Origin of the sequence: Synechococcus sp. R50.1 (assembly GCF_047462115.1) — a bacterium.
GTDB lineage: Bacteria > Cyanobacteriota > Cyanobacteriia > Thermostichales > Thermostichaceae > Thermostichus.
The window spans coordinates 1-22,669 of record NZ_JANSIN010000011.1; the positions used below are offsets into that span (position 1 = coordinate 1).

Sequence of the window (22,669 nt, forward strand, 5' to 3'; positions counted from 1 at the left end):
GCGGCGCGGAGCGCTTCGCCATAACGACAAGCTATCTCTGACGTAACTTTGTGTTGCCAGTCTTTGCGCTGACGGGCAACTTTGGCTTTGAGTTGCGCTTCCCACCGGTGGATTTTCTTCCACCTTCTGGAAGCCTTGACGCCCTTTTTAGGGGCACGCTTTCTGCGCTTCAGTCTGGCGACTCTGCGAATCTTCTCCTCACTCCGCTGGGTAAAGCGGGGATTAGTAATCTCCCGAAACTCCGCCCCATCAAACAGGGTCAGGGCGGTCTCTGTACCCAAGTCATAGGCAACGATGGACTCATATCGCAAATCCGACTGCGACCCAAACTTAGGCTCTGGTATGGCAACCTCAACCGTCAACGAAGCGAACCACTGCCGCCGGGACGGCTTGTAGACGATAGTCAGCGTTGTTGGCACGCCCCAATGCTTGGCTTGACCGCGCATTTTCAGGGTCATGCCCAAGTCATTGAGTGTGACCGTGCCATGCTTCCCCGTGCTGTTGACCTTCCACCCCGACCGGGCAGGATACGTCCAGCCCGAATACCGGCGAATGGACTTGAACCTCGGCTTCCTACTCAGTCCTCGAAAGAACCGTTGGTAAGCATAATCCACCCGCTTGACGGTGGCTTGCAGGGCTTGGGAGTTCAGTTGGGCAAACTCCCCCCACACCTGCTTGAATTCGGGGAGTAGGTTCTGCTGTTCCAGGTAGGTCACCGTTCGGCGGTGGAGGTGGTACTCGGTTTCCCGATGGGCAATGCAAGCATTGTAAAGATAACAATGCAGACGACGAGCCTCGAACAAAGCCTTTTCCTGGGCTTTGCTGGGATACAGTCGAAAGGTCTGCCTTCTGGTTGCCATGTGCGTTATCCTACCCCCACCTGTCCTAGTTCTGAGTGCTCCACAAATCCAGTGGCGCTATCCATCCCCACCCTACAGAGGGTGGGGAATTCCGCGCGTTTTGTTAACTTTCGAGCGCAGAGATTTTGAGCTGGCGGGGAACCCTTTGGGATTGGAAGGGTCAAAATGGATGCTCGCGAAGCGGGCCGTAGGTCGCTGGGGATCCGGCATCTGTTAAGGTGCTTGAAGGGTGGGTTCTTCTGCACAAGCATTCTTCGTGAGGTTGGGCTCATGTCTCCCGTGCTGTGGCAAGCGATTGGGTACGCCTGTGGGATCTCGCTGGGGATCCTGGGGTTGATTGTCCTTGTCAACGTTCTCGTGGAATGGCTGGATCGGCGAGAGACCCCGGCGAAGCCGACCGAGTCGCCAGAACCCTGCAGCACAACGGAGGGATCCCCGTCGGCATGAGTGACAGGGTTCGCGTTCACGTCTGGATACGGGGGCGGGTTCAGGGCGTGGGGTTTCGAGCCCACACCGAAGCGATGGCTCTCCATGCGGGTGTTCAAGGGTGGGTGCGCAATTTGCGGGATGGTCGTGTAGAGGCTGTTTTTGAAGGATCCCCTGCTGTGGTGGAGGCGATGCTGCGCTGGTGCCAACAGGGCAGCCCCGGTTCGGTTGTGGAGGCCATTGAGCAACGTTCCGAGCCGCCGGAAGGTCTACCCACTTTTGAGATTCGCCCTACCGTTTGAGGAAGTTTCGCTGTTCTGAGGATCTGCTTCAAGCTGGGCTGCTCCGGCCTCGTCCTGGGTTCTGGGCTGCCGTCCCCAGAAACTGTCTGTGAGCTGGGATCCCTGCAAGGTCACACTAGAATGGTTACACCGCCAGTTTTTCCTATCCCATGACTGTTGCTGCCCCCGCCAAAGTGCAATACGAAGCTGTGATTGGGTTGGAAGTTCACTGCCAGCTCAGCACCCGCTCCAAGATCTTTTCCAGCAGCGCGACAGCCTTTGGCGCTCCCCCCAACACCCAGATTGACCCCATCTGCATGGGCCTGCCCGGCACCCTGCCGGTGCTCAACGAAAAGGTGCTGGAGTACGCGGTCAAAGCGGGTTTGGCCTTGAATTGCACCATTGCCCCCTACAGCAAGTTCGACCGCAAGCAGTACTTTTACCCCGACTTGCCCAAAAACTACCAAATCTCCCAATACGACCTGCCAATTGCCACCCACGGCTGGATTGAGATCCAGCTCAGCGACGGTCGCACCAAGCGCATCGGCATCACCCGTCTGCACATGGAAGAAGACGCGGGCAAGCTGGTCCACGCTGGCAGCGACCGCCTATCGGGATCCAGCTACTCTTTGGTGGATTTCAACCGGGCGGGGGTTCCCCTCATCGAGATCGTCAGCGAGCCGGACATCCGCAGCGGGGAAGAGGCAGCCGAGTATGTGCAAGAGCTGCGCCGCATCCTGCGCTATGCCGGGCTGTGCGATGGCAACCTGCAGGAGGGATCCCTGCGCTGTGATGTGAACATCTCGGTGCGTCCGCTGGGATCCCAGACCTTTGGCACGAAGGTGGAAATTAAAAACATGAACTCCTTCAACGCCATCCAACGGGCCATCGAGTACGAGTTCAACCGCCAAGTCAAGGCTGTGGAGGCAGGCGAGCGGATCGTGCAAGAGACCCGCCTTTGGGAAGAAAACAGCCAGCGCACCATCAGCATGCGCAAGAAAGAGGGATCCAGCGACTATCGGTATTTCCCGGAGCCGGATCTGCCGCCCATTCGCGTTACCGAAGCGCAAAAGGCCCGCTGGAGGGCAGAGCTGCCGGAATTGCCCGGTGTGAAGCGGCGACGTTACCAGGAGGTGTACGGCCTCTCGGTGTACGATGCCCGCTACCTCAGCGACGAGCGCAATACTGCCGAGTACTTTGAAGCCGTGATCGCCGCCGGTGCCGACCCGAAAGCAGCCGCCAACTGGATGATGAGCGACATCGCCAGCTACCTCAACACCCACAAGCTGGACTATCCCGACATTGCCCTGAAGCCGGAAACCCTGGCCGAGCTGATTGGCCTCATCGAGCAGGGCACCATCTCCAGCAAAATCGCCAAGGAGATCCTGCCGGAACTGCTGGAAAAAGGGGGATCGGCCCGCGCCCTGGTGGAAGCTAAGGGCATGACCCAAATCTCGGATAGCGCTCTGCTGGGGCAGATGATCGCCGAGGTGCTGGCAGAAAACCCCGAGCAACTGCAGCAGTATCGGGGGGGCAAAACCAAGCTCTTCGGCTACTTTGTCGGGCAATTGATGAAAAAAACTCAGGGACGGGCAGATCCAAAGCTGGCCAACGACCTGCTCAAGCAACACCTCGACGGCTAGCTCCAAGCATCTGTGAGGGAATAGCCCAACTCCTGCATCATGCGCCGCAGCAGGGGCAAACTCAGCCCGATCACATTGCCGGGGCACCCCTCGATCCGCTCCACAAACAGGCTGCCGCGGCCATCGATGGCAAAACAGCCAGCACAATTGAGCGGCTCACCGGTGGCCACATAGGCGCGGATTTCCTCGTCGCTGGGCTTGGCAAAAAACACCCGCGTCACCGCATAGTGGGTGAGGCGGCGGTTCTGCTTCGTGTCAATTAAGGCATGGCCTGTGTAGAGCTCTCCCACTTCGCCCCGCATTTGCCGCAGGCGCCGTTCCGCCTCTAGGGCATTGGGCGGCTTACCTAGGATCTCGCCATTTAGGTAGAGCACAGAGTCGGCCCCCACGACCAAGACGGGCTCCCGTTGCTGGGCCGCCACCACTTCGGCTTTCGCCGAGGCCAGCTTCTGCACCAGCTCCACGGGATCTGAGCTTTTGATTTGGCTTTCGTCAAAATAGCTGGGCTGAACGCGAAAAGGGATCCCGGCAGCCTTTAACAATTGGCGGCGGGCAGGGGATTGCGAGGCCAGTACGATAGGAGGCAACATCGACTCAACACCTAATTAACACCCAAAGCCTGGACGTTTGCTTAGGGGAAGTTCGCTCTGTGAGCTAGTTTCCATTAGCTTAGTTAGTATGCGCCTGATGGGCGTTGAAAGGAAACTCTCTCGATATCTTCCCAGCTGGATCCCGTTTGTGACCACTCTCCCCACCCAAGCTGATCTCGATCTTGCCCATTCTGGGATCCTCCAGCGCTATTGGGGGGATCAAGACACTCCGGAAAGCCGCTGGGTGAACTTGCTGGTGGCGGCGCTGGTTTTCTGTTCGTCCACCTTCTTTGTGGTGGAAACCTATCCCGTTCCCCCTGAGGTGCGTCTTGGGCTGGAGCGGGTGGATCGCCTCATTCTCGGCCTGTTTGTGGTGGAATATCTGCTCCGCCTGGCGGCGGCCCCGCAAAAGCTGCGCTACGTCTTCAGCCTCTATTCACTCATCGATTTGCTGGCCATTTTGCCCTTTTTTGCCGGGCTAACCGATATTCGCTTCATCCGCCTCTTGCGCTGGTTTCGCATCCTGCGGCTGCTGCGCTTGGTGGAGGGCAAAACCCTGTTTGGGCAAGTGATCTCCGCCGATAGCCGCATTTTGCTGCGCATTTTCTTCACCCTCTTTGCCATTGTTTTCGTCTACTCTGGGCTGATCTACCAGGTAGAACATCCAGTGAATCCTGGCGCTTTTGCCACCTTTTTGGATGCTTTCTACTTTTCCGTCGTTACCATGACCACGGTGGGGTTTGGGGATCTCACCCCCAGTTCTGAGCTGGGTCGGTTGCTGACGGTGCTGATGATCCTGACGGGGATCGCTCTAATTCCCTGGCAAGTGGGGGAGCTGATCAAACAATTGGTGAAAAGCGGCAACTCGGTGCAATGGGCCTGCCCAGGGTGCGGTTTGTCCCAACACGATGGGGATGCCCAATTCTGCAAGCGCTGCGGCACACTGCTCTATCCAAGGGATTGAGGCTGTTGGCCAATTTGGGGCAAAGACAGGATAGGCTAGGACGGGTTGCAGGAGGATCTGCGATGTTGGCCCACCCCGAGCTAACCATCCCCGGCAAGCTGAACGTGAAGGCGGGCGTGGCGATGCTAGTTGCCGCCATTGTCCTCGGCTGGATCCTCAGCCAAGTTCAGCCGTTGCCGCTCGCCCCCCAGGAGGCTTCGGGGATCCCTGCCGAGCCCCTCCTCTGGCAGGAGGTGCCCAAACAAAAGTACGCCTGGCACATTTGCTACGCCTTTTTGGGCAACATGGGGTTGATCAACATCGGCGGCGGACTGGCCCTGGTGGTGCTGGGATCCCGCTTTACGGCTGGGCAAATGCTCTCGCAAATTCTCCTGTTGGGGGGAATGCTGCACCCGGCTTCTTGGGCTTTGGTGGCCCTGACGGGGCTGGAAGGGTGGGGCTGGCTGGGTAATGCCGGAGCCGCAGCGGTGGCGGTGGTGGTGATGGTGTTGTTTGTTTACCTGGTCTTGGCCACCTGCCGTTCCCTACAAGCCGTCCGAAGGCTGACCCAATCCCGAACCTGCCGTTAGCCCCAGTTGGGGAAAGCTGAGAAATCGTTTAAGATCGTTAACGGCAACACTCTAAACAACCGGACGGTGCTCTGCATGGCGGTGCAAGAGGAGGTTTTTTTTGAGGGCGGCCCCCACAGTGGCGATTTGGTGTTGAACTCCTTCATTGGGGCTACACTTGTCGGCTTGCCTCTGTTTGTGGGGGCACTGGTGCGTAAGCTGTGGGTACACTATCGGATTACCAATCGTCGCATCACCGTGATTGGGGGATGGGGCGGCAAGGAGCGCTCAGATGTAATCTACGGCGAGATTGCCAAGGTGGTTATGGTGCCCCGTGGCTTGGGCGTGTGGGGAGACATGGTGCTCACCCTCAAGGACGGCAGTCGCCTGGAGATGCGGGCCCTGCCTCGCTTCCGCGAGATCTACAACTACATCAATGAGCGGATCGACGAGAAAGCCAAGCAGGTGAGCGGCCCAATTGGCAAAAAGCGCCGCTCTGCCAAGTCCTGACAGTGCCTGAGCCTTGGGGATCCCTTCCTGTGGCTGTCCCCACTCTTCCCAGCCGGGATCCCGCTTGGCCTGAGCGCCTGGCCCTGGTGCACGAGTACCTGATCTGGCCGGGGGGATCGGAAAAGGTTCTGCAGGAGCTGGTGGCTTTTGCCCCCCAGGCCCCCCTTTACGTCAGTCTCTTCTCCGCTCACACCCTGCCGCCGAGCTGGCAGGAGCTGACAATTCACACCTCCTTTTTGCAAGGCTGGGCCAAGTGGCTGGGGGTGTTGCGCCCTGACTACCACGCCCGCCTCAAGTATCTGCTGCCCTGGATGCCGTTGGCCTACGAGAGCTTCGACCTCTCCGGCTATGACTGTGTGATCTCCAGCAGCCACGCCTTTGCCAAAGGGATCCTGACGGGAGCCTCTACCCTGCACCTGAGCTACATCCACAGCCCCACCCGTTACCTCTGGGAGAACCGGGAGCTGTATCTGCAGCGAGAAGGGCTGGGGAGAAGCGGGCCTGTTGGCGCAATTGGCCAATGGCTGCTGCACCGCTTGCGCCAATGGGATTTTCTGGCAGCTCAACGTCCAGATCTGTTGATCGCCAACTCCCAGCACATTCGCCGCCGCATTGCCAAGCTCTATCGCCGCGAGGCTGTGGTCATTTATCCGCCCGTTCCGCTGCAGGGGTTGGAGCCGGTGGCGGATCCCAGCGCCGATTATGACCTGGTGGCAGGCCGACTGGTGCCCTACAAACGGGTGGATCTGGCGATTGCCGCCTGTGAACGGCTGGGTCGTCGGCTGCTGGTTGTGGGCGAAGGGCCGGAGCTGGCTCGGCTCAAGCGACTGGCGGGGCCGCAGGTGGAGTTTTTGCCCCATCAGCCCCCCGATCGTTTCCGGGAACTGCTAGCCAATTGCCGGCTGCTGCTGTTCCCCTGGGAGGAGGATTTTGGCCTAGTGGCAGTGGAGGCCCAGGCCTGCGGTCGCCCCGTGGTTGCCCTCAACCGGGGAGGTGCCCAAGAGACGGTCATCCACGGCCAAACCGGCATCCTCATTCCCGAGGCCAGTGTGGAAGCGCTGGTGGAAGGGCTGCGGCAGGCGGATCGACAGGAATGGGATCCGCAGCGGATTCGGGCCCATGCTCTGCAATTTGCCCCAGAGCGGTTTCATGCCCAGCTGGGAGCCCTGTTGCGCTGGGCTTGGCCTCGTTTTCAAGCTGGAGAACGGTTGGATCCCCGAGAATGGAGCGCTCAGTAGGGCCGCCGCTGCACAAAAGTCGGCAACTCAATCCGGTTGCGACTGCCCGTTTCCCCTCCTGCCCGTGAAGCGGCCAAAGCGGAGCGTTTCAGGAGCCTTTCTGTCCGTTGGCGCCAGCCGAGCGGGGCACTTTCTTCCCGCTCGTCCAGGGTGAGCGGCGGGATCCCTGGGGTGGGTGTTCTCCAGGTGGTGGCCGGGGAAGGAGCAGACTCGTCAGCCGCGGCAGGAATCCGTTCCTGGGCCCGATGATTCGACCTGGGCTCGACAACCGCTGGCTGAGGGGAAGCGGAGGCCGACTGACGCAGTGTGGCCAGTTGCTCTTCCAGTTCTTGATTGCGCTGCTGCAGCAGGGCCACTTCCTTTTCTTGGGTTTGCGCGTAGGCGTGGGCCTGCACACACTCGGTTTTCAAAGCCATCACCTGCTGCTGCAACTTCTCGATTTGCTTTTGGCTGACCAGATGATGGGCCTCGGCCAGTTCTCGCCTCCGCCGGGCTGCTTCCAGGCTTTCTCGGGTGTCCTGCACCTGCTGCTGAACTTCCTGCCACTGGGCAAGGGTGGGACGCTGGGCCAACTCTTGCATGAGCTGATCCCGCTCGGCTCGCAAAGCACCAAGCTCGCGGGTCAAAGCCTGCACCTGCTCCTCCAGGGCAAGGATTCGCTGCGCCTGTGAGGACTCTGTTTCCCTGAGGTGGGCGGCCTGGGCTGCTTCCGCTTCCAGCTTGGCAATCTGTTGGGCTTGCTCGGCTTGCTGCCGCTGACTCTGCTGCAGCTCTTCCAGCAAGGTGGCCCGCTCGGCCTTGGCAAAAGAGGCCTGTTGGCGCAGATGATCCAGCTCCGCCTGCAAGCGTGCCCATTGCTCTGGGGTAGGACGCTCTTCCAGTTCGCGAATACGTTGCCGGGCGGTGTTCAGGTCAGCTTCCATGTGTGCCTTTTCGGTTTCCAGATGGGTCTTCAAACGCTGCCATTCGGCTTCCGCTTGGCGGTGGGCAGCCTCTAGCTCCGCCCGTAGGGTTTCCAGTTCTTGTGCAGAAGGTCGAGCAGCCAACTCTTGGATTTGCGCTTGCAATTGTGCTTTTTCCTCCTCTAGCTGCTGTACACGGAGCTGCAGTTGGGCTTGCAAAAGCTGCACCTGCGGCAACTTGACGGCGTATTCTCCCAATTGGTTGGCCTGCTGTTTCAGCTCCAGGAGCTCCTGCTGCAGTTGGTAAAATCGGGCCGGATCGACGCGCCGCTGCAATTCCGCCTTGAGGGTTTCAATTTCCGTCTGACTGGTTTGCAACTGCTGCTGCAGAATGTGGTAGTGCTCCAGCGTTGGACGGCGCTCCATTTCCCACAGGAGATTCTGCAGTTCTTCGATGTGCTGTTGCTGAAGCTGAAAAGCCTCTGGGGTAGGGCGCTGGGCCAGCCGCGCTTTCTCCTCTTGACACGCTTGCAAAGCTTGATCCCGCTCTTGAATCTGGGCCTGTGCTTCCAGCAGTTGATGTTCCAGGCGATGGATGCACTCAATCTGCTGCAATGACAGCGCTTCCGATTCGGCGAGGGATCGCTCTAGGTTGCGCACCCGCGCCCGCAAGGCTTTTAGCTCCTCTTCCCCTTCCATATCCAGGCTGCTCGACAGGTTATGGGCCTTACTGTAGCAGATGGTCTGGATGAAAATCCAGCTCGCCACTATCTGTAGTGTAAATTTTTAGCTTTTCCCAGAACCAACACTAACTCTGTTGCCCCCGCCCTCTATACTGAGAAGGTGAGTTTTCAGATGAACCCTGTGATGAAGCTGGGATCCAAATCCTGGGGATGGGCGCTGGGCCTGCTGGGCGTGGCCTTGGTCGGTTGTGGTGCCGATGCGCTGACGGCCAGTACTCCGCCGCCGCCTTTGATCACCAGCAGCGATATCCCTTCTGTGGTACATCGGAACGGCTTTTTGGAGCTGGGGGTTTCGGTATCGGTGCCGGGCCGGATCCCGGCGGAGCTGGCGTTTCAGGTGTCGTGGTCGGGGATTGAGGTGCAGACGCTATCGGCAGCCCAGGTGAATTGTGTGTCGGGAGAGGTGTTCTGTACAACCCGCTTCCGCATTCGCCCTCCCCTGAGCTTGGTGCCCGGCTCCTACCTGCTCAGCTTGCGGGTCTTCGACCGGTTGGGTCAAAGCGCTGTGGTGACCGGGACGGTGCTGCTCAGGGATCCCTGAGGTCGCCCTATCCTTGCCCAGCCTTGAGAAAGCGGTGCGGTTCCCGTTCCCATAAGCATTGCGTAGTAGTAGGTAGCAGTATGAGGTGCCGTAGGCATAGCACCTCTGCCCAAGCTTTGAATGGGTAAGGGATCCCTTCAGCGGGGGGGAAACACTTTTTGGCGAACGTCGTCGGCGAAAGCTTCCACCGCTTCTCGGATCGCCTGTCTCAAATTGGTATAGGCCTTGGCAAAAGGGGGGAGCCGCTCGCTCAGCCCCAGCAGGTCGTGGGTGACCAAAATCTGCCCATCGCAGGCCGGCCCGGCTCCAATGCCCAGGGTTGGGATCCCCACCTGGGCTGAGATTTGGGCAGCCAATTCCGCCGGCATGTGCTCCAGAACCAGGGCAAATGCCCCTGCTTGTTCCAGGCTGAGGGCCTCTTGTCGCAGACGCTCCGCCTCCGGAGTGGTTTTTCCCTGCTGGCGATAGCCTCCCAGTTGATGTTTGGCCTGCGGAGTGAGGCCGATATGACCCAAAACCGGGATCCCCCGCTGCACCAGAAAGGCCACCGTTTCCACCATGTCAGGGTAACCCCCTTCCAGCTTGACCCCGTTGACTCCTGCCTCCTTCATCAACCGCCCTGCTGAGAGGAGAGCTTGTTCTTTGTGGACTTGATAAGTCAAGAAGGGCAAGTCGGCCACCAAAAAGGCCCGTTCTACCCCGCGGCGCACCGCCTGGGCGTGATGGAGCATCTGTTCCAGCGTCAGGGGCAGGGTGCTGGTATACCCCAAGTGGGTCATGGCCAAGCTGTCGCCCACCAGGATCAAGTCGATCCCAGCCTGATCCAAAATCTGAGCGGTGGCGTAGTCGGCAGCCGTGAGGGCCACCAAAGGTTGACCCGCCTGTTTGGCCTGGCGAAAGTGGTGAATGGATAAAGCAGCCATATCTCCATGATCTCATCTGGGCGTTCCCGCCAGCGGTGCGGAGCACTTTCCCATCAACCGCATCCCGTGGGGGAAGCAAGCTTGGCTTTGAGGCTGGGAAGAAGCAGGAGACTCGGTTTGCCGTTAAGATGGTAAAGCCCCACAGCAGACTGGAAGGGTGACAGAGTGGTTGATTGTGACGCTCTCGAAAAGCGTTGTGACTGCAAGGTCACCGTGGGTTCGAATCCCACCCCTTCCGTCTTCAGGCATACAGTTTTAGAACGCCTTGCCCAGCTAGGGCCTCTGGGATTTTTGGGGATCCCACCCAAGCCCTTCGCATCAGCGGTGCGGTTCCCCCATAACACTTTGGCATGGAGCCAAGGTCAAGGTTGGATGGGGTTCTTGGCCTTTCTTCTAGAGTCTTATGTTCACCGCTCCTGCTCTCTCTGCCCAACTGCATCCGCTCATTCAGGGCTTATCTGAGGCAATCCTGAACGTTTGGGGATCTACCCTCACCCTAGCCCCCTATCCTCTGCCTGAAGATCTGGGCTACGTGGAAGGCCGCCTAGAGGGTGAGAAATTGCAAATTGAAAACCGCTGCTACCAAGGGGATCCCTTTCGCAAACTGCACCTGGAGCTGGCCCAGGCCGGGCAAAGCCTGGACATTCTCCATTGCGTTATGTTTCCGCAGCCGCAGTACCCGCTGCCGCTGTTCGGTTGCGACATTGTGGTCGGTCGCGGACAGGTGAGCGCCGCCATTGTCGATCTCTCGCCGGTGACCCCCAGCTTGCCCGATCTCTATATCCAAGAGCTGGAAGCGTTGGGATCCCATCTGGCCCCTTTCCAGCATCGGCGCCGGTTGCCGGAGTGGGGCACGATTTTTTCTCCCTACTGCCTGTTCGTCCGTCCTGCCGACGAAGCAGAGGCCGACCGCTTTTTGCACTTTGCCCGCCGTTACTTGGAAATTCACTGTCGGTTGGCGCAACAGATTCCCCCGCAGACGGATCCCGACCAAATTTTGGCCCACTACCAGGGGCAGCAGCGCTATTGCAGCCAGCAACAGCAGAACGACCGCACCCGCCGCGTTTTGGAAAAAGCCTTCGGTCCCGCCTGGGCAGAGCGCTACATGAACACCGTCCTTTTCGATTTGCCTCCCAGTCCTGTGCAGATCTAGACGGGATCCCCTTGCAGCCGCTGCTGGATGCTCAACGCCAATTTTTGCCCTAAGAACTCCGGCATGGTTGGAGTTGAATCCGGCCCTAGCAAGTAAAAAATGAAGCGCGTTTGCTTGCGGCGGAGCATCAAATTGAGGTTAACAACGGTCAAATCCTCCTGCGCAAGAACCGTCATCACCCGGTAGAACACGCCCGGCTGGTTGTCCACATCCACCAAAAGTGTGGGCAAATGAAACACCGGGTCAAAATAAAAAGAAACCTGCACGTCTTTTAGTCCGGCCTTGAGATCAAACTCCAGCGCCAAGGTTTCATGAACGCGAAACACACCCGCCAGGCATTCGTGAATAGCCCGTTCTAGGCTGAGCTTGGTTTGGGAAGAAAGGCTGTGGCCATCGCGGGAGACAATGGTGCGGATAAACACCAGGTGCGGTGAGTAGATCTGCCCATAGAGATGAATGCCATGCACCGAGAGATTAAAAGCAGTGAACACCCCAAACAGATCGCTGAGCAGAGAAGGTCGGTTGCGGTAGGCCAGGCAAACCACCGTCTTGCGACCTTCGTCCTGCATCTGTACCACCGCCTTGCGGGTTTGGTAGAGGGCGTAGGCCAAGCGCAGATTTTGGGCCTGCACCTCGCTGCTGACAAACTGGCTGTAAAAAGGCGGAAAGCTCTGGTTAAAACGCCGCATCAGAGCGGATCGCGTCAGCGGGACGGAGTTCTTGCGGGTGCTGACTTTGAGCGGCTGAAGATCTTCATGGGCAGCCCTTTCCCCTCTGGTAATCCCCCAAGGAGCTACCTTCGGCTGCTGCCCTGACTGCTCAATTGACATCGACCTCGCCACCTGCGTTGCTCCTTCTCCATCGTTGCTCAGTACGCCCTAGCCAAACCCCATCTATCCGCAAAATCACTGAGGCTCGGAACGAATGTCAACGCTGCATCCAATTCTTGTTCAATGCTTTTGGACTTAATCTATCTCACAGGGCTGAGCTGGTCATCCAAAGAGCCGCTGAGGGTCATCCCCCAATTAGGGGGGCTCCCCCCCTTTTTTCGCTGCTGAACCGACGCTGTGAGCCTTTCAATCCCAGAATAGCCAGAATAAGCCTAAACTATGAATTGAGCAGAGCGCTGCAATTTTTGATATAAAGTGCCGCATTGAGTGCTGGCCGGCTGGGTGACATGAAGCGCTATCTTGTTGGCCATCACTTTGGTTTTTCCCTAGGTTTGTGAAGGGATCCCTGTGAGCAGAACTGTTGCCAATCCCACTCCGTTTTCGCCCGCACAAGCGCTGGACCCCGCTGGTGCTTGGTGGGATCTCAGTCTCATCGCCTCCCCTGCCCAAGAAGACCTGATCTTTTGGCGGCTGGAGAATTTTGGCTGTCGGGGCATGACCAGCCAAGCCTATGGCGAAGATCAGATTTGCATTCACGCCTATTTGCCTTGGCCTCACGTCAGCCTCTTGGATTTGGCAGCCCTCTCCCTGCGCCTGCAGCAAGATGCCCTCATTGCCGGTCAGCGGGTTCCGAAGCTGCGCTGGGAACGCATAGAGGCGGAAGATTGGAGCAGCAGTTGGAAGCAGCACTGGCAGCCCCAACCCATCGGGGATAAGTTGCTCATTTGTCCGGCCTGGCTGGAGCCGCCCCCTCACCCCGGTCGTCACCTGTTGCGGCTGGATCCCGGTATGGCCTTCGGCACGGGCACTCACCCCACCACGCAGCTCTGTCTGGAGTCGCTGGAGATGCGCCTGGAGGGCGGCGGGGGTGCCGAGGGAGTGACTGTGGCCGATGTGGGCTGTGGATCCGGGATTCTGTCGTTGGCGGCGGCCCTGCTGGGGGCGAAGCGGGTGTTTGCGGTGGACATCGACCCCCTGGCGGTGCAAGCCACGATGCACAACCGCGATCTCAACGGCCTGACGGATCGCATTGTGGTGGCTCAGGGCAGCCTGGAGCAGATTCCCGAAATGGTGGATGGGCTGGTGTGCAACATCCTGGCAGATGTGATCCTGGATATGATCCCGGAGTTTCGGCTGGTGGTGAAGGAGGGGGGATGGCTGATCCTCAGCGGCATCCTCATCGAGCAGGCCAAGTTGGTGGCGGAGATGCTGGAGGCCAACGAATGGGTGGTGGCAGCCCTCTGGCGACGGGGGGAATGGTGTTGTCTGAACGCACGCATGACCTGAACGCTTTGCCCCGATTGGCGATTGACCCGGCGCAGCGGGATCCCAGCGGTGTTCTCCATTTAACTGGTCTGCAACAGCACTACTTGCAGCGGGTGCGCCGCCTCAGGCCAGGGGATCTCTTTTTGGTTTTGGACGGCTCAGGCAAGCTGTGGGCGGCCCGTTGGCAAGCCCAGGGATCCCAAATTGTGGGCGAGGTGGAGGTGCTGCCGCGGGAATTGCCTGTTTCTTTGCATCTGGGCTTGGCGGTGGTCAAAGGGCAGGGGTTTGACGAGGTGCTCCGCCAGGTTACCGAGCTGGGGGCGGCGCGCATTACTCCCCTGCTGACGGAGCGCACCGTGTTGGAACCGGGATCTGGGCGGCAGGAACGCTGGCAAAAAATTGTGCGGGAGGCCGCAGAACAATGTGAGCGGTTGCGCTGGCCTCAGGTCGATCCCCCCACCCCTTGGACAAGTTGGCTGGCGGAGCTGCAAGCCGTTCGCGCTACTCGGACGGAGTCCTTCTGGTGGGGTATAGCCGTGGCGCGCGAGAACGCCCCCCTGCTGGTGCAGGCCCTGCCAAAGCTCAGGGATCCCGTCTTGGCCATAGCCATCGGCCCAGAGGGGGGCTGGACCGTTGCCGAACGTCGGCAGGCTGAGGAATATGGGGGAGTGTCCGTCTCCCTTGGCCCTACCATCTTGCGAGCTACCACCGCCGCTGTTGTTGCCACCAGCCAAATTGCCGCCACCTACTCCTGGTTGGACTCGAGCTTGGATCGGGGTCATTTGGCTCCGCTAGCGACGGGGAGTGTTGTCGCCGATAATCAATAACTAGGCCGTTTGCGTCAGCGGGACGGAGTCCTTTGACGAGAACAGCCATTGGCATAGCAGGCGGCCAGGCCCACCCCAGGGAGGGAGAACGAGAATGGAGATGATCCAGGCGGTGCGGGGCACCCGAGATATTCTGCCGCAGGAGGTGCGGCTCTGGCAGCAGGTGGAAGCCAGCGCCCGAGAGATCCTGGGACGGGCCAACTACCAAGAAATTCGCACCCCCATCCTGGAGTTGACGGAACTCTTTGCCCGCAGCATTGGCAGCGCCACCGACGTGGTGGGCAAGGAGATGTACTCCTTCAGCACCCGTGGCGAGCAAGAGGTGAGCCTGCGTCCCGAGAACACGGCGGGCGTGGTGCGGGCCTACATTCAGCACGGGCTGCAAATGGCTGGAGATGTGCAACGCCTCTGGTATTGTGGGCCGATGTTTCGCTATGAGCGTCCTCAGGCGGGGCGGCAACGCCAGTTCCATCAGTTGGGGGTAGAGCTGCTGGGCAGCCGGGATCCCCGCGCCGATGCGGAAGTCATCGCCTTGGCCTGGGAGCTGTTGCAGGCGGTGGGGGCGGAGAACCTGAGCTTGCGGCTCAACTCCTTGGGGGATCCGCAGGACCGGCGGGCCTATCGCCAGGCCCTGGTGGACTACCTCACCCCCTTGCGGGAAAAGCTGGATCCCGACTCCCAAGAGCGCCTCACCCGCAACCCGCTGCGCATTCTAGACAGCAAGGATCCCCGCACCCGCGAGATTGCCGAGGGGGCCCCCAAGCTGCCGGATTACCTCAGCCCAGAATCGCGGGCTTTCTTCGAGCAGGTGCAAGATCACCTGCAGATGTTGGACATTCCCTACCAGTTGGATCCCTACTTGGTGCGGGGCCTGGACTACTACACCGACACCGCCTTTGAGATCGTCTCACCTGACTTGGGATCCCAGAGTACCGTCTGTGGGGGCGGTCGCTACGACGGCTTGGTGGAAGAGCTGGGCGGGCCTTCAACCCCAGCGGTGGGCTGGGCCATCGGCATGGAGCGGCTGGTGCTGCTGTTGCAAAAGAAGCAAGGGGAGATCCCGCCAACATCGGTCGAGGTTTACGTGATCTCCCGTGGGGCGAAGGCTGAGGCCCAATCCCTCCGGATCGCTCAAGCGCTGCGCCGAGCCGGTTTCTGCACCGAGCTGGATCTGAGCGGCAGCGCCTTTGGCAAGCAGTTCAAACGGGCCAGCCGCAGCGGCGCAACTTGGGCTGTTGTGCTAGGGGATGCGGAAGCTGCAGCCGGAGAGGTACAGCTTAAGCACCTGCCTACAGGGCAACAGCAAACCCTTTTGCAAGCCGATCTGGTTAAGTATCTGGCATCCCATTCGGGTCAGCAGTGCGGAGCACCTAAGGTGATGGAGCCATGTTGAATTTTTGGGTTCGGCGCGACGGCCAAGAAGACTGGCAGCCGGTACCAGCCGAGGGCGCAGTTCTGGAAGAAGATACCTACACCATTGTTGCCCGTTCGCCTCAGCCCCACTTCACCATCACGGTGGAAGTCCGGCAGCGTCCTCTGTCGTCGCAGAATCAGGGCCCTGACACCGCCCCGACTCCCCCACAAGTCCAAACCCGTTCTGTGCGCACCAACGATGAAGGGATCGGCATTATTTTGCCTGCCAGCCGCCTCACCCCTGGGTTTTGGGAATTGCACTGCCGAGATGCCGACTTGATCGCAGAACTGTTCGGTGAAACCGAGTTGGACAATTGTCTCCGTTTTCAGGTTGTGCCTGCCCCTCTGGAGCCGGAACGAGGGATCCCTGCCCCGGTGGCTGAAGAGGCCGGGTTTGAGCCCCCCCAGAAAAAAGAGGTCGCCATCCCGCCAGAGCTGTTTTCCCTAATGCACAGTGAATTGGAGGGATCCCCGGAGGAGGTGCTGGTGTTGACGGGGCGGATCGGCTGCAGCGGCGAGCTGCGGGTACAGGTTTGGCCAGAAGGGGAGGAGAGGCCGCTTTTCCAGGGACAACGGCAAATTCAACTCCCGGCGGGGGCGCGGACGGCGGTGTTCAGCATCCCCATCACCCTGCCCAGCCAAGTGTGGGCCCGTCCTTTACGGGGAGAACTGGCCCTTACTCCCTCCTCCTGGTGGGATCCAGAGCCGTCGCCTCAGACCCTGACCATCCCCTTTTCCATTCGCTGTCGCAGCCAAGAGGCAGGACTTCTTGGCGCAGGGATCCCCCTCCCGCAGCAGCAAGAGGAAGAGAGGCTGGCCGATGCTGCCAGTCCTGCCTCGACCGCAACCCTGCTCTCTCCCGAACGAACCTTGCAAAAGCTGCTGCGCATCTGGCAGCACAGTGCTCCTGCTGGAGGGGATCCCGGCTCGACTCAGCCGGCAGAGCCCTCTGCTAAGGCCGCACCCGAACCTAACCCCCAGCCTGCGGCGCCGATTTCCCCTCTTCCCTCACCCCCCCAAGCTGAGCCAATGGGCGAGGATGCCGCCCTGCCAGCCCCAGCAGGGAGCCCGGCCACCCCACCTCCGCCTGCATTCGCCCTGCCTGCCACCAGCAAGGACACCAAAAACTCGCCCCCGCCGCCAGAAGTGTGCCCGGCGCCACAACTGCTGGTGCCTGAGCAATTGCGAGCGGGCGACAATTTCGATGTGGTGCTGCGTTTGCCGGCCTTGGCCCCTGCCTCCGCCGCCGGCGCCGCCTCCCAGCCACCTTATTGGATCAAGTTTTGGGTCAAGCATGGCCGCACCCGCTCGTTGGTGGATGGCCCCCGCTGGTTGCTGGACTTCTCCCGCGACGATCAGGGGCAGTGGCAAGCTTTAACCCGCATGACCATTCCCCCAGGCGTCCCCGAGCTGATCTTTGAAGCTTGGGCCGTCAGCCCGGATCGCCAGCAGCAGAGCGACCGAGTTACAGAGCACCGCTCTATCTTGCCTTAGGGATCCCTCGCTCTTGAGTCCTGTTTAGTCTTGGACGGAGCGCACCATCAGCACTGGGCAGCCGATGTGCACCCGCACATAGTCGGAGATGGAACGCCCCAGCAGCCGATCCAGGTCGGGGATGCTGCGGGCAATGCTGGGCCGGCGATCCGGGGATCCCATCACCAGCAGATCGGCCTTGCTTTCTTCAGCCAGGCGGACAATCTCCGTAGCCGGATCCCCGACAGCCGTCAACACCTGGTGGCCGATTTGCCGGTTTTTGAGGATGTCGATTGCCCGATCTAGAGCCTCATCTCTACCTGGGTTGTCGGCATCCAACTGCACAGAGGCCAGGAAGATCTGGGCCCCTTGAATGCCGGAGATCAAGTCAAGGGCCGTGGCAAAGGCGGCCTGGGCAGCGGGGGAGTTGTTGAGGGCCACCATGACATGGCTGGGGTATTTGACGTAGGCGTCGTCTTTGACCAGCAGCATTGGGCAGGAGGCGAGCTGGAACACATATTGGCTCACCGAGTTCTGCAAAATGGCCATGATGCGGTTGCGCCCCCGGGATCCCATCACAATCAGCGGATTGGGCAGGGACTCGGCCACCTGCAGCACCACCACCTTGGGATCCCCTTCCACCAGTTGCGTGCTGATCTTTAGCCCTGGGCGGGGGGGGAAAGTCTGCAGGGTTTGGGCCAGCAGTTCCTGCCCCTTTTGCCAGGCAGCCCGCATCTCCTCGGCAGAGGTCTGGGAAGGCACCGCATGCAGCAATGTCACGTGGCACTGGGCAAAGGCCGGCAGAGACAGAAGGGTATGCACCATTTGCTCAGTGGGGCCGCTGCCATCGATGGCGGCAATGAGGTTCTCAAATCGAGACATGGGATCCGTTCTCCGGGCCGTAGTTTGCCAAGACTCATCCTAGATCTGCCCCTGCGGATCCCTGTTACCGTAGGGGATATCCTGCAACATTTTGTTGGGTTTCAGTAACTTAGCCACACATAGCCGGTAAAGCCGCCGCCGGCATTGGTGTTGCGACCGGCCAGGAACTGAAACCCCCCCAAGCCCAGCGTTAACCCTCCCTCCAGCCGCCAGTTGAGCTGGCCCGAAAGCTTGAGGTTGTCGTAGTCGGGATCCTGAACGGCCAAATCCCCGAACAACAAAGGCGCGCCGTTGCCCAACGTAAAATCCCCATCCAGGGCCAGGATGGCCTGCAGCTCAGGAGTCAGGTCTGCCCCGAAGGTCAGGTTGGCCTTGACCCGATCCCCGGGATAGCCCAAGTAATCTCGGAACGTGAGGCAGGAGTCGAAAAAGGCGGGCAGGGATCCCAACTGGGTATTGGCCGCCACCCCAACTTTGAGATCGTAGCCGAAAACACCGTACCCCAAGGGCAGGGGGATGTCTCGGGTGGCGTATCCCGGCGGGATCAAGGCCGTTAGCTGAGCCGAGAAGAAGGGATCCCCGTTCCCCCAAGTATGGCGCAGGCCCAGTTCCAGATCCCGCAGGCCCTGGTTGCGCTGGGTAACGGTGTCAGCCCCGCTGGCAAAGCGGTTTTCCAGGAAAACGTAGCTGGTGTTGAGGTTGAGAGTGAGCTGATCGCTAAGGCCAGTCTCGGCGAAAAGGTTGAGGCGGGTTTCCCCATATTCTGAGAGAGCAGGCCCCAGTTGCCCCCCCTGGTCAAAGCGGGTGCGAGGCCGATAGACCTCCGGCTGCAGCGAAAAGAAAGTCTTGCCGGCACCGCGGGGAAAACCGCATCCTGCCCAGGCCGGCAGCTCCGGCGGCATTGCACTAACCACTAGACTCGCCAGCAGGCTTGCCCTTAGAAATCTCAGCTTCTCCATGGCAGGGATCCCGGCAGCTTCAGGGGGATTGTATCCCTAGGATCAAGATTTGGGTCAAGATCCGGGACAAAACCAGCTCTAGAACGACTGCTAACTGGCGGTGGCAGCCGGTAGGCCCACCTGTGCCCGGAATTGCCGCGCTGCCGTCAGCGCCCCATAGGGATCCCCTTTGTAGAGGCCGTAGTGCATGAGGGAAAAGCGCCGCAGCCCCAGTTGAGACACTTCCTGCAGCCACTCCGGCTGGCTCATGAGCTGAAAGTCTGTATGGACGGTGTCGGCCCGTCCGCCGCTGGGGTGCTTGTCCTTAATCGATGGCTCGTAGTGGGCCAACATCAGGTTGGAGTGGATGGGGGAAAACAGGCGGCAACAGAGGCGGATCTGCTCCGGGTTACCGGGATCCGGGCCGTTCAGCTCTGGGTTAAACTCCCCTGGCCGCCGCTGGCGCATCGACTGGAAGGCGATCCCGTCCATCCGGCTCATCGTCTCGGCAAAGGGCTCCACCATGCTGCGCCCCGACCCGCGCTGGGGATCGTCGAAGGTGGCAATCCACCCGCCCCAACAGAGGGCCACTTCGGCCTCTGGCAAACGCTCCTTGATGGCCTGGCGAGCTCTTAGGACGTTGCGCATGAGAGCCTGGTAGTAGGGGGCAGTGTCGGCGTTGTAGGTATCGGCAGGGATCCGCCAATAGGAAAACTCCGTGGCCAGGCTCCAATAGGTAGGGCGGCCTTGGGGGTTGGCTTGAGCGATATAGCCGGCCAATTCGGCTACATCCTGGACAAACTGCTTGGAGATGTGGTAGTCGCCGCAGGGGCGGTGGGTGTCGTCTTCCCAGGTGATGATGTGGAGGGTATAGCCCCGCTCAAACCACTGCCGCAAAAGCCCGGCCTGGTGCCAGTTGCGCCAAAAGGAGAGATCCCCCTGGCGGTGATCAAAGCTGTTCAGCCAGCCGCTCAGGAAATGGGGATCCCACCCCTGCGCCACTGCCGCCACCTGCGGATCCGACTCGATTTCCCAGAGGAAGCGACCGGGATCCTCGCCAATGCCCACCTGCCAGCGGGCCAGCAGCTCTGACAAGTTCATGCTTCCCGTCTCAGCATTTTCCGGGCTGCGACTCCCCTGCTGACTCAAAAACTCCTGGCCACAGCCGGCAACCCCATAGGCAGCCAGCAGCGCTCCGCCCGCTTGCAGCACCTGTCGCCGCTGCCAGGATCGTCTCCTTTTCATCTCCTCTCCTCCTGCGGTTCCTCTTGGTGTTGGCGAGCCCACAGCCGCACTTGGGGGGAGCTATAAACCTCCCTGAAGCCCGGCAGCCCCTCAAAATTGAGCTCAGGCCAAAATTGCAGGATGCGATCGGCGCTCCGCAAGGGATCCGCCAGCCCCGCTACCAAGAGGTAGTCCACCCTTTCCTGGGGATGCTGAAGGGCCAGGGCAAACTCGTACTGGTGAGGAGTAAGGAAAGAGCGGGGATCCCTTGCCCAAAAGATAGCCTCAAAGTGGATGTCGTCGTCCACCAGCACTTTTTGTCCGGGCAACAGGTGGCGATAGAGATACTGCCCAACCTGGCGCTTTTCCTGCCGCAGCCTCCGCCAGTCTTCTAGGGCTTGCCCAGCAGAGGTTACTTCATACAGGTTTTGGGCAGCTTCCAACTCGCCACTAAGGGGCACTACCCCTGCCACCAGCCGCTCCCAGAGATCCCGCTCCTCGGCCACCAGGGGCATGAGGAAACCCGGCTCTTGGCTCACCCCATAACCGGCAGTGAGGCAGTTCAACCCCAAGAGGGCAGTGATCAACAGGCGCTTAGCCCAGCCAGGGCCGGCTCCGCGACACAAGTAGGCGCCCATCAGCAAAGGCAGCGGCACCCAGAAAAGGCCAAAGCGGCTCAGCTCTCGCAAAAACAGCCCCTGCCCTAGAGAAGCCAGCAGGATGACCAGCGGCATCCCCCAGACCAGAGCCCATACCCAGCGACCCGGGCCTCGGCCCAGCAGGGATCCCAGCCCCAACAGCAGATAGGCAGGGGCCAGCACCGCCAGCCATTTCCCAGCCTCCAGCACCCCCCGCCAGCCACCCGCCTGCTGCAAGTCTTCCCACAATTGCGGCAGCCGCAGACCGCTGCCCACCTGGTAGGTGAAAGCCCAGGGATCCCCTGCCGACAGCCAGTTCACGTACAGCCAGCTCAACATCAGGGCCAGGCTGATAAACCCTGCCACCAGCAGCGAAGCCAGCCGAAAACCCCAGGACTGTTTGCGAAAAGCCAACAGCAGCACCCCTGCCACCCAGGGCAGCAGCCACCCACTTTCCCAGCGCAGCACCATCAGGGGCCCCAGCGCCAGCCCAACGAGCAGCAGCCTCAGGGTAATAGGCAGCTCATCCCCTGCCGCCACTGACTTCCCCGCTGCTCGTTTCTCGTCAGCCAGGGGAAACAACAAGGCCATGTTTACCCCCAGCAAAAGCGAGGTGGCTGTCCAAACAGGGCTGCGCAGCAGCATCAAGATCAAAGTCGGCTGCACCACCATCAACAAACCCCACAGCCAGCGCCATCCCACCTCCACCGGCAAACGGCGCAACTGCCGCCACGTCCAGCCCAGCAGCAAAGAGCCCAAGATGGTTTGCAGCAACAGCGGGGATCGTCCCAGAATGGCCGTAGCCAGCACCAGCAAGGGAGGAAAGGTGGTGCCCACAATGGGCAGGCGCGGATCCGGCCCCAAAACCGCCACGGATCCCTTGTAGCCGAGAAACTGCATCTCCAAGCTCACCCAGCCCCAGCCCTCCTTCAGACCCCAAAGAAGAATGGCCAGCAGCAGAAACAGGATCCCGGTAGACCCGAAGAGCCGCAAGAAAGCCCTGAGCTTGGTGAGAAACATGGGTTACTTCAGTAGCTTCAAGAATTTAGAATTAATTGGAGATTAATTGGAGGGTAACTGGTTAAATCGCCAATCGAGCCTCAAGAGCTATTTAGTGTTAATGAGAACATGTCTCAAGTAGGGCGTGGGGATGGGCTGACGTGTCTAGGCACTGGACACAGGGATAGACTAGCATTCCCTGGCCTGAGAGACTTTATCTACGAGTTTTGGCGTAGGCCAATTCAGCCATATTGTCGATGAGGAGGTCTCGGACGCTGAGAGAGAATGAGGGTGACTTTGCAAGGACATGATCTTATGTTGCAGGCTGTGCGGGGCGTGAATGATGCAGCAGTTCCAGCGCTTGAGCTGGTACCCTCTCAAGCAGAAACCCGTCCCTGGGGATCCTTCTGGGTTTTGGATGAAGGCCCGATGTACAAGATCAAGCGCATCGAGGTGAAGCCTGGCCATCGGCTCAGCCTGCAGATGCACTACCACCGCAGCGAGCACTGGATCGTGGTCAGGGGCACAGCGAAGGTTACCCGTGGAGAAGAGGTGATGCTGCTGAGCTCCAACGAGTCCACCTACATTCCCCCCTGCACCAAGCACCGCCTGGAAAACCCCGGCACCCTTCCCTTGGTGTTGATCGAGGTGCAAAACGGGGAATACCTCGGGGAAGACGACATCGTGCGCTTTGAGGACGACTACGCCCGCCAGTAGAGGGATCCCCTGGGCATCCGAATCCACGATTTGTGCGTACAGACCCCGAAAGCTTACAGATTTCTGCATGTTGGGCAAAC

The 22,669-nt window shown here is 60.0% G+C and carries 23 protein-coding genes and 1 tRNA gene; 15 read left to right on the top strand and 9 right to left on the bottom strand.

Going from position 1 to position 22,669, the window contains the following annotated elements:
* Positions 1-860: RNA-guided endonuclease InsQ/TnpB family protein (locus NW870_RS04675; protein ID WP_414374150.1), on the bottom strand; the 860-nt coding region annotated here is incomplete at its 3' end.
* Between the two features lie 270 nt (positions 861-1,130).
* On the opposite strand from NW870_RS04675, the gene NW870_RS04680 reads away from it, so the two are divergent.
* The 3 genes from NW870_RS04680 (at position 1,131) to gatB (ending at position 3,210) form a co-directional block, all read left to right on the top strand.
* Positions 1,131-1,307 (top strand): hypothetical protein, encoded by a 177-nt coding sequence (locus tag NW870_RS04680; RefSeq protein WP_414374152.1) that lies wholly within the window; start codon positions 1,131-1,133, stop codon positions 1,305-1,307.
* Entirely contained in the window at positions 1,304-1,588 is a 285-nt protein-coding gene (locus NW870_RS04685; RefSeq protein ID WP_414374154.1) for an acylphosphatase, read from the top strand. The genes NW870_RS04680 and NW870_RS04685 overlap by 4 nt, the downstream gene beginning before the upstream one ends.
* Positions 1,589-1,737: 149 nt before the next feature.
* A complete protein-coding gene (gene gatB / locus NW870_RS04690) occupies positions 1,738-3,210 on the top strand; it encodes an Asp-tRNA(Asn)/Glu-tRNA(Gln) amidotransferase subunit GatB (protein WP_414374156.1) in 1,473 nt (490 codons plus the stop codon).
* Here gatB and NW870_RS04695 read toward each other — a convergent pair.
* Entirely contained in the window at positions 3,207-3,800 is a 594-nt protein-coding gene (locus tag NW870_RS04695; RefSeq protein WP_414374157.1) for a Maf family protein, read from the bottom strand. The genes gatB and NW870_RS04695 overlap by 4 nt on opposite strands.
* Before the next feature lie 148 nt (positions 3,801-3,948).
* Between NW870_RS04695 and NW870_RS04700 the strand changes: the two genes are divergently transcribed.
* The 4 genes from NW870_RS04700 to NW870_RS04715 all read left to right on the top strand — a co-directional run bounded on the left by NW870_RS04700 (position 3,949) and on the right by NW870_RS04715 (position 7,060).
* Positions 3,949-4,764, top strand: coding sequence for an ion transporter (locus NW870_RS04700; protein WP_414374159.1), 816 nt, complete (start codon positions 3,949-3,951; stop codon positions 4,762-4,764).
* Between the two features lie 62 nt (positions 4,765-4,826).
* A complete protein-coding gene (locus tag NW870_RS04705) occupies positions 4,827-5,333 on the top strand; it encodes a hypothetical protein (protein WP_011432348.1) in 507 nt (168 codons plus the stop codon).
* A gap of 75 nt (positions 5,334-5,408) precedes the next feature.
* Positions 5,409-5,822, top strand: coding sequence for a PH domain-containing protein (locus NW870_RS04710; RefSeq protein ID WP_011432347.1), 414 nt, complete (start codon positions 5,409-5,411; stop codon positions 5,820-5,822).
* A 29-nt stretch (positions 5,823-5,851) separates the two neighbouring features.
* The gene (locus NW870_RS04715; protein WP_414374160.1) at positions 5,852-7,060 is read left to right on the top strand and encodes a glycosyltransferase; all 1,209 of its coding nucleotides are present in this window, start codon (positions 5,852-5,854) and stop codon (positions 7,058-7,060) included.
* On the opposite strand, the gene NW870_RS04720 is transcribed toward NW870_RS04715, so the two are convergent.
* A complete protein-coding gene (locus NW870_RS04720; RefSeq protein WP_414374162.1) occupies positions 7,054-8,730 on the bottom strand; it encodes a hypothetical protein in 1,677 nt (558 codons plus the stop codon). The two genes, NW870_RS04715 and NW870_RS04720, sit on opposite strands and share 7 nt — an antisense overlap.
* Before the next feature lie 87 nt (positions 8,731-8,817).
* Here NW870_RS04720 and NW870_RS04725 point away from each other — a divergent pair, with 87 nt between their 5' ends.
* Positions 8,818-9,246 (top strand): hypothetical protein, encoded by a 429-nt coding sequence (locus NW870_RS04725; RefSeq protein ID WP_414374163.1) that lies wholly within the window; start codon positions 8,818-8,820, stop codon positions 9,244-9,246.
* A 137-nt stretch (positions 9,247-9,383) separates the two neighbouring features.
* On the opposite strand, the gene panB is transcribed toward NW870_RS04725, so the two are convergent.
* Complete coding sequence (panB, locus tag NW870_RS04730; RefSeq protein ID WP_011432343.1) at positions 9,384-10,169, bottom strand: 3-methyl-2-oxobutanoate hydroxymethyltransferase; 786 nt, start codon at positions 10,167-10,169, stop codon at positions 9,384-9,386.
* A gap of 151 nt (positions 10,170-10,320) precedes the next feature.
* Here panB and NW870_RS04735 point away from each other — a divergent pair.
* Both NW870_RS04735 and NW870_RS04740 read left to right on the top strand, forming a co-directional pair.
* Positions 10,321-10,407, top strand: a tRNA-Ser gene (locus NW870_RS04735).
* 165 nt (positions 10,408-10,572) lie between these two features.
* Positions 10,573-11,322, top strand: coding sequence for a phycocyanobilin:ferredoxin oxidoreductase (locus tag NW870_RS04740; protein WP_414356673.1), 750 nt, complete (start codon positions 10,573-10,575; stop codon positions 11,320-11,322).
* On the opposite strand, the gene NW870_RS04745 is transcribed toward NW870_RS04740, so the two are convergent.
* Positions 11,319-12,152, bottom strand: a complete 834-nt coding sequence (locus NW870_RS04745) for a hypothetical protein (protein WP_414374166.1) — start codon at positions 12,150-12,152, stop codon at positions 11,319-11,321. The genes NW870_RS04740 and NW870_RS04745 overlap by 4 nt on opposite strands.
* Positions 12,153-12,608: 456 nt before the next feature.
* On the opposite strand from NW870_RS04745, the gene prmA reads away from it, so the two are divergent.
* From prmA to NW870_RS04765, 4 genes are all read left to right on the top strand, one after another.
* Positions 12,609-13,499 carry a 50S ribosomal protein L11 methyltransferase gene (gene prmA, locus NW870_RS04750; RefSeq protein ID WP_414351501.1) on the top strand — a complete coding sequence of 297 codons (891 nt, stop codon included), beginning with the start codon at positions 12,609-12,611 and terminating at the stop codon, positions 13,497-13,499.
* On the top strand, positions 13,469-14,305 hold the full coding sequence (locus tag NW870_RS04755) for a 16S rRNA (uracil(1498)-N(3))-methyltransferase (RefSeq protein ID WP_414374168.1): 837 nt from the start codon (positions 13,469-13,471) through the stop codon (positions 14,303-14,305). The genes prmA and NW870_RS04755 overlap by 31 nt, the downstream gene beginning before the upstream one ends.
* A gap of 94 nt (positions 14,306-14,399) precedes the next feature.
* Positions 14,400-15,698: a histidine--tRNA ligase gene (hisS, locus tag NW870_RS04760; RefSeq protein ID WP_414374170.1), complete on the top strand. Its 1,299-nt coding sequence runs from the start codon at positions 14,400-14,402 to the stop codon at positions 15,696-15,698.
* Positions 15,692-17,212, top strand: a complete 1,521-nt coding sequence (locus NW870_RS04765; protein ID WP_414374172.1) for a hypothetical protein — start codon at positions 15,692-15,694, stop codon at positions 17,210-17,212. Before hisS ends, NW870_RS04765 begins: the two co-directional genes overlap by 7 nt.
* 24 nt (positions 17,213-17,236) lie before the next feature.
* On the opposite strand, the gene NW870_RS04770 is transcribed toward NW870_RS04765, so the two are convergent.
* The 4 genes from NW870_RS04770 to NW870_RS04785 form a co-directional block, all read right to left on the bottom strand.
* Positions 17,237-18,073, bottom strand: a complete 837-nt coding sequence (locus NW870_RS04770; protein WP_414332210.1) for a universal stress protein — start codon at positions 18,071-18,073, stop codon at positions 17,237-17,239.
* 101 nt (positions 18,074-18,174) lie between these two features.
* Positions 18,175-18,975 carry a hypothetical protein gene (locus NW870_RS04775; protein WP_414374174.1) on the bottom strand — a complete coding sequence of 267 codons (801 nt, stop codon included), beginning with the start codon at positions 18,973-18,975 and terminating at the stop codon, positions 18,175-18,177.
* 147 nt (positions 18,976-19,122) lie between these two features.
* Complete coding sequence (locus NW870_RS04780; RefSeq protein ID WP_414374176.1) at positions 19,123-20,256, bottom strand: hypothetical protein; 1,134 nt, start codon at positions 20,254-20,256, stop codon at positions 19,123-19,125.
* Positions 20,253-21,893 (bottom strand): hypothetical protein, encoded by a 1,641-nt coding sequence (locus NW870_RS04785; RefSeq protein WP_414374178.1) that lies wholly within the window; start codon positions 21,891-21,893, stop codon positions 20,253-20,255. Before NW870_RS04785 ends, NW870_RS04780 begins: the two co-directional genes overlap by 4 nt.
* A gap of 294 nt (positions 21,894-22,187) precedes the next feature.
* On the opposite strand from NW870_RS04785, the gene NW870_RS04790 reads away from it, so the two are divergent.
* A complete protein-coding gene (locus tag NW870_RS04790; protein ID WP_414356659.1) occupies positions 22,188-22,589 on the top strand; it encodes a cupin domain-containing protein in 402 nt (133 codons plus the stop codon).
* Positions 22,590-22,669 lie beyond the last annotated feature (80 nt).

Coding starts and splice junctions, on each gene's coding strand:
- NW870_RS04680 (WP_414374152.1), top strand. CDS start 1,131: ATGTCTCCCGTGCTGTGGCAAGCGATTGGGTACGCCTGTGGGATCTCG.
- NW870_RS04685 (WP_414374154.1), top strand. CDS start 1,304: ATGAGTGACAGGGTTCGCGTTCACGTCTGGATACGGGGGCGGGTTCAG.
- gatB (WP_414374156.1), top strand. CDS start 1,738: ATGACTGTTGCTGCCCCCGCCAAAGTGCAATACGAAGCTGTGATTGGG.
- NW870_RS04695 (WP_414374157.1), bottom strand. CDS start 3,800: ATGTTGCCTCCTATCGTACTGGCCTCGCAATCCCCTGCCCGCCGCCAA.
- NW870_RS04705 (WP_011432348.1), top strand. CDS start 4,827: ATGTTGGCCCACCCCGAGCTAACCATCCCCGGCAAGCTGAACGTGAAG.
- NW870_RS04710 (WP_011432347.1), top strand. CDS start 5,409: ATGGCGGTGCAAGAGGAGGTTTTTTTTGAGGGCGGCCCCCACAGTGGC.
- NW870_RS04725 (WP_414374163.1), top strand. CDS start 8,818: ATGAACCCTGTGATGAAGCTGGGATCCAAATCCTGGGGATGGGCGCTG.
- panB (WP_011432343.1), bottom strand. CDS start 10,169: ATGGCTGCTTTATCCATTCACCACTTTCGCCAGGCCAAACAGGCGGGT.
- NW870_RS04740 (WP_414356673.1), top strand. CDS start 10,573: ATGTTCACCGCTCCTGCTCTCTCTGCCCAACTGCATCCGCTCATTCAG.
- NW870_RS04745 (WP_414374166.1), bottom strand. CDS start 12,152: ATGTCAATTGAGCAGTCAGGGCAGCAGCCGAAGGTAGCTCCTTGGGGG.
- NW870_RS04755 (WP_414374168.1), top strand. CDS start 13,469: ATGGTGTTGTCTGAACGCACGCATGACCTGAACGCTTTGCCCCGATTG.
- hisS (WP_414374170.1), top strand. CDS start 14,400: ATGGAGATGATCCAGGCGGTGCGGGGCACCCGAGATATTCTGCCGCAG.
- NW870_RS04765 (WP_414374172.1), top strand. CDS start 15,692: ATGTTGAATTTTTGGGTTCGGCGCGACGGCCAAGAAGACTGGCAGCCG.
- NW870_RS04770 (WP_414332210.1), bottom strand. CDS start 18,073: ATGTCTCGATTTGAGAACCTCATTGCCGCCATCGATGGCAGCGGCCCC.
- NW870_RS04775 (WP_414374174.1), bottom strand. CDS start 18,975: ATGCCGCCGGAGCTGCCGGCCTGGGCAGGATGCGGTTTTCCCCGCGGT.
- NW870_RS04780 (WP_414374176.1), bottom strand. CDS start 20,256: ATGAAAAGGAGACGATCCTGGCAGCGGCGACAGGTGCTGCAAGCGGGC.
- NW870_RS04785 (WP_414374178.1), bottom strand. CDS start 21,893: ATGTTTCTCACCAAGCTCAGGGCTTTCTTGCGGCTCTTCGGGTCTACC.
- NW870_RS04790 (WP_414356659.1), top strand. CDS start 22,188: ATGTTGCAGGCTGTGCGGGGCGTGAATGATGCAGCAGTTCCAGCGCTT.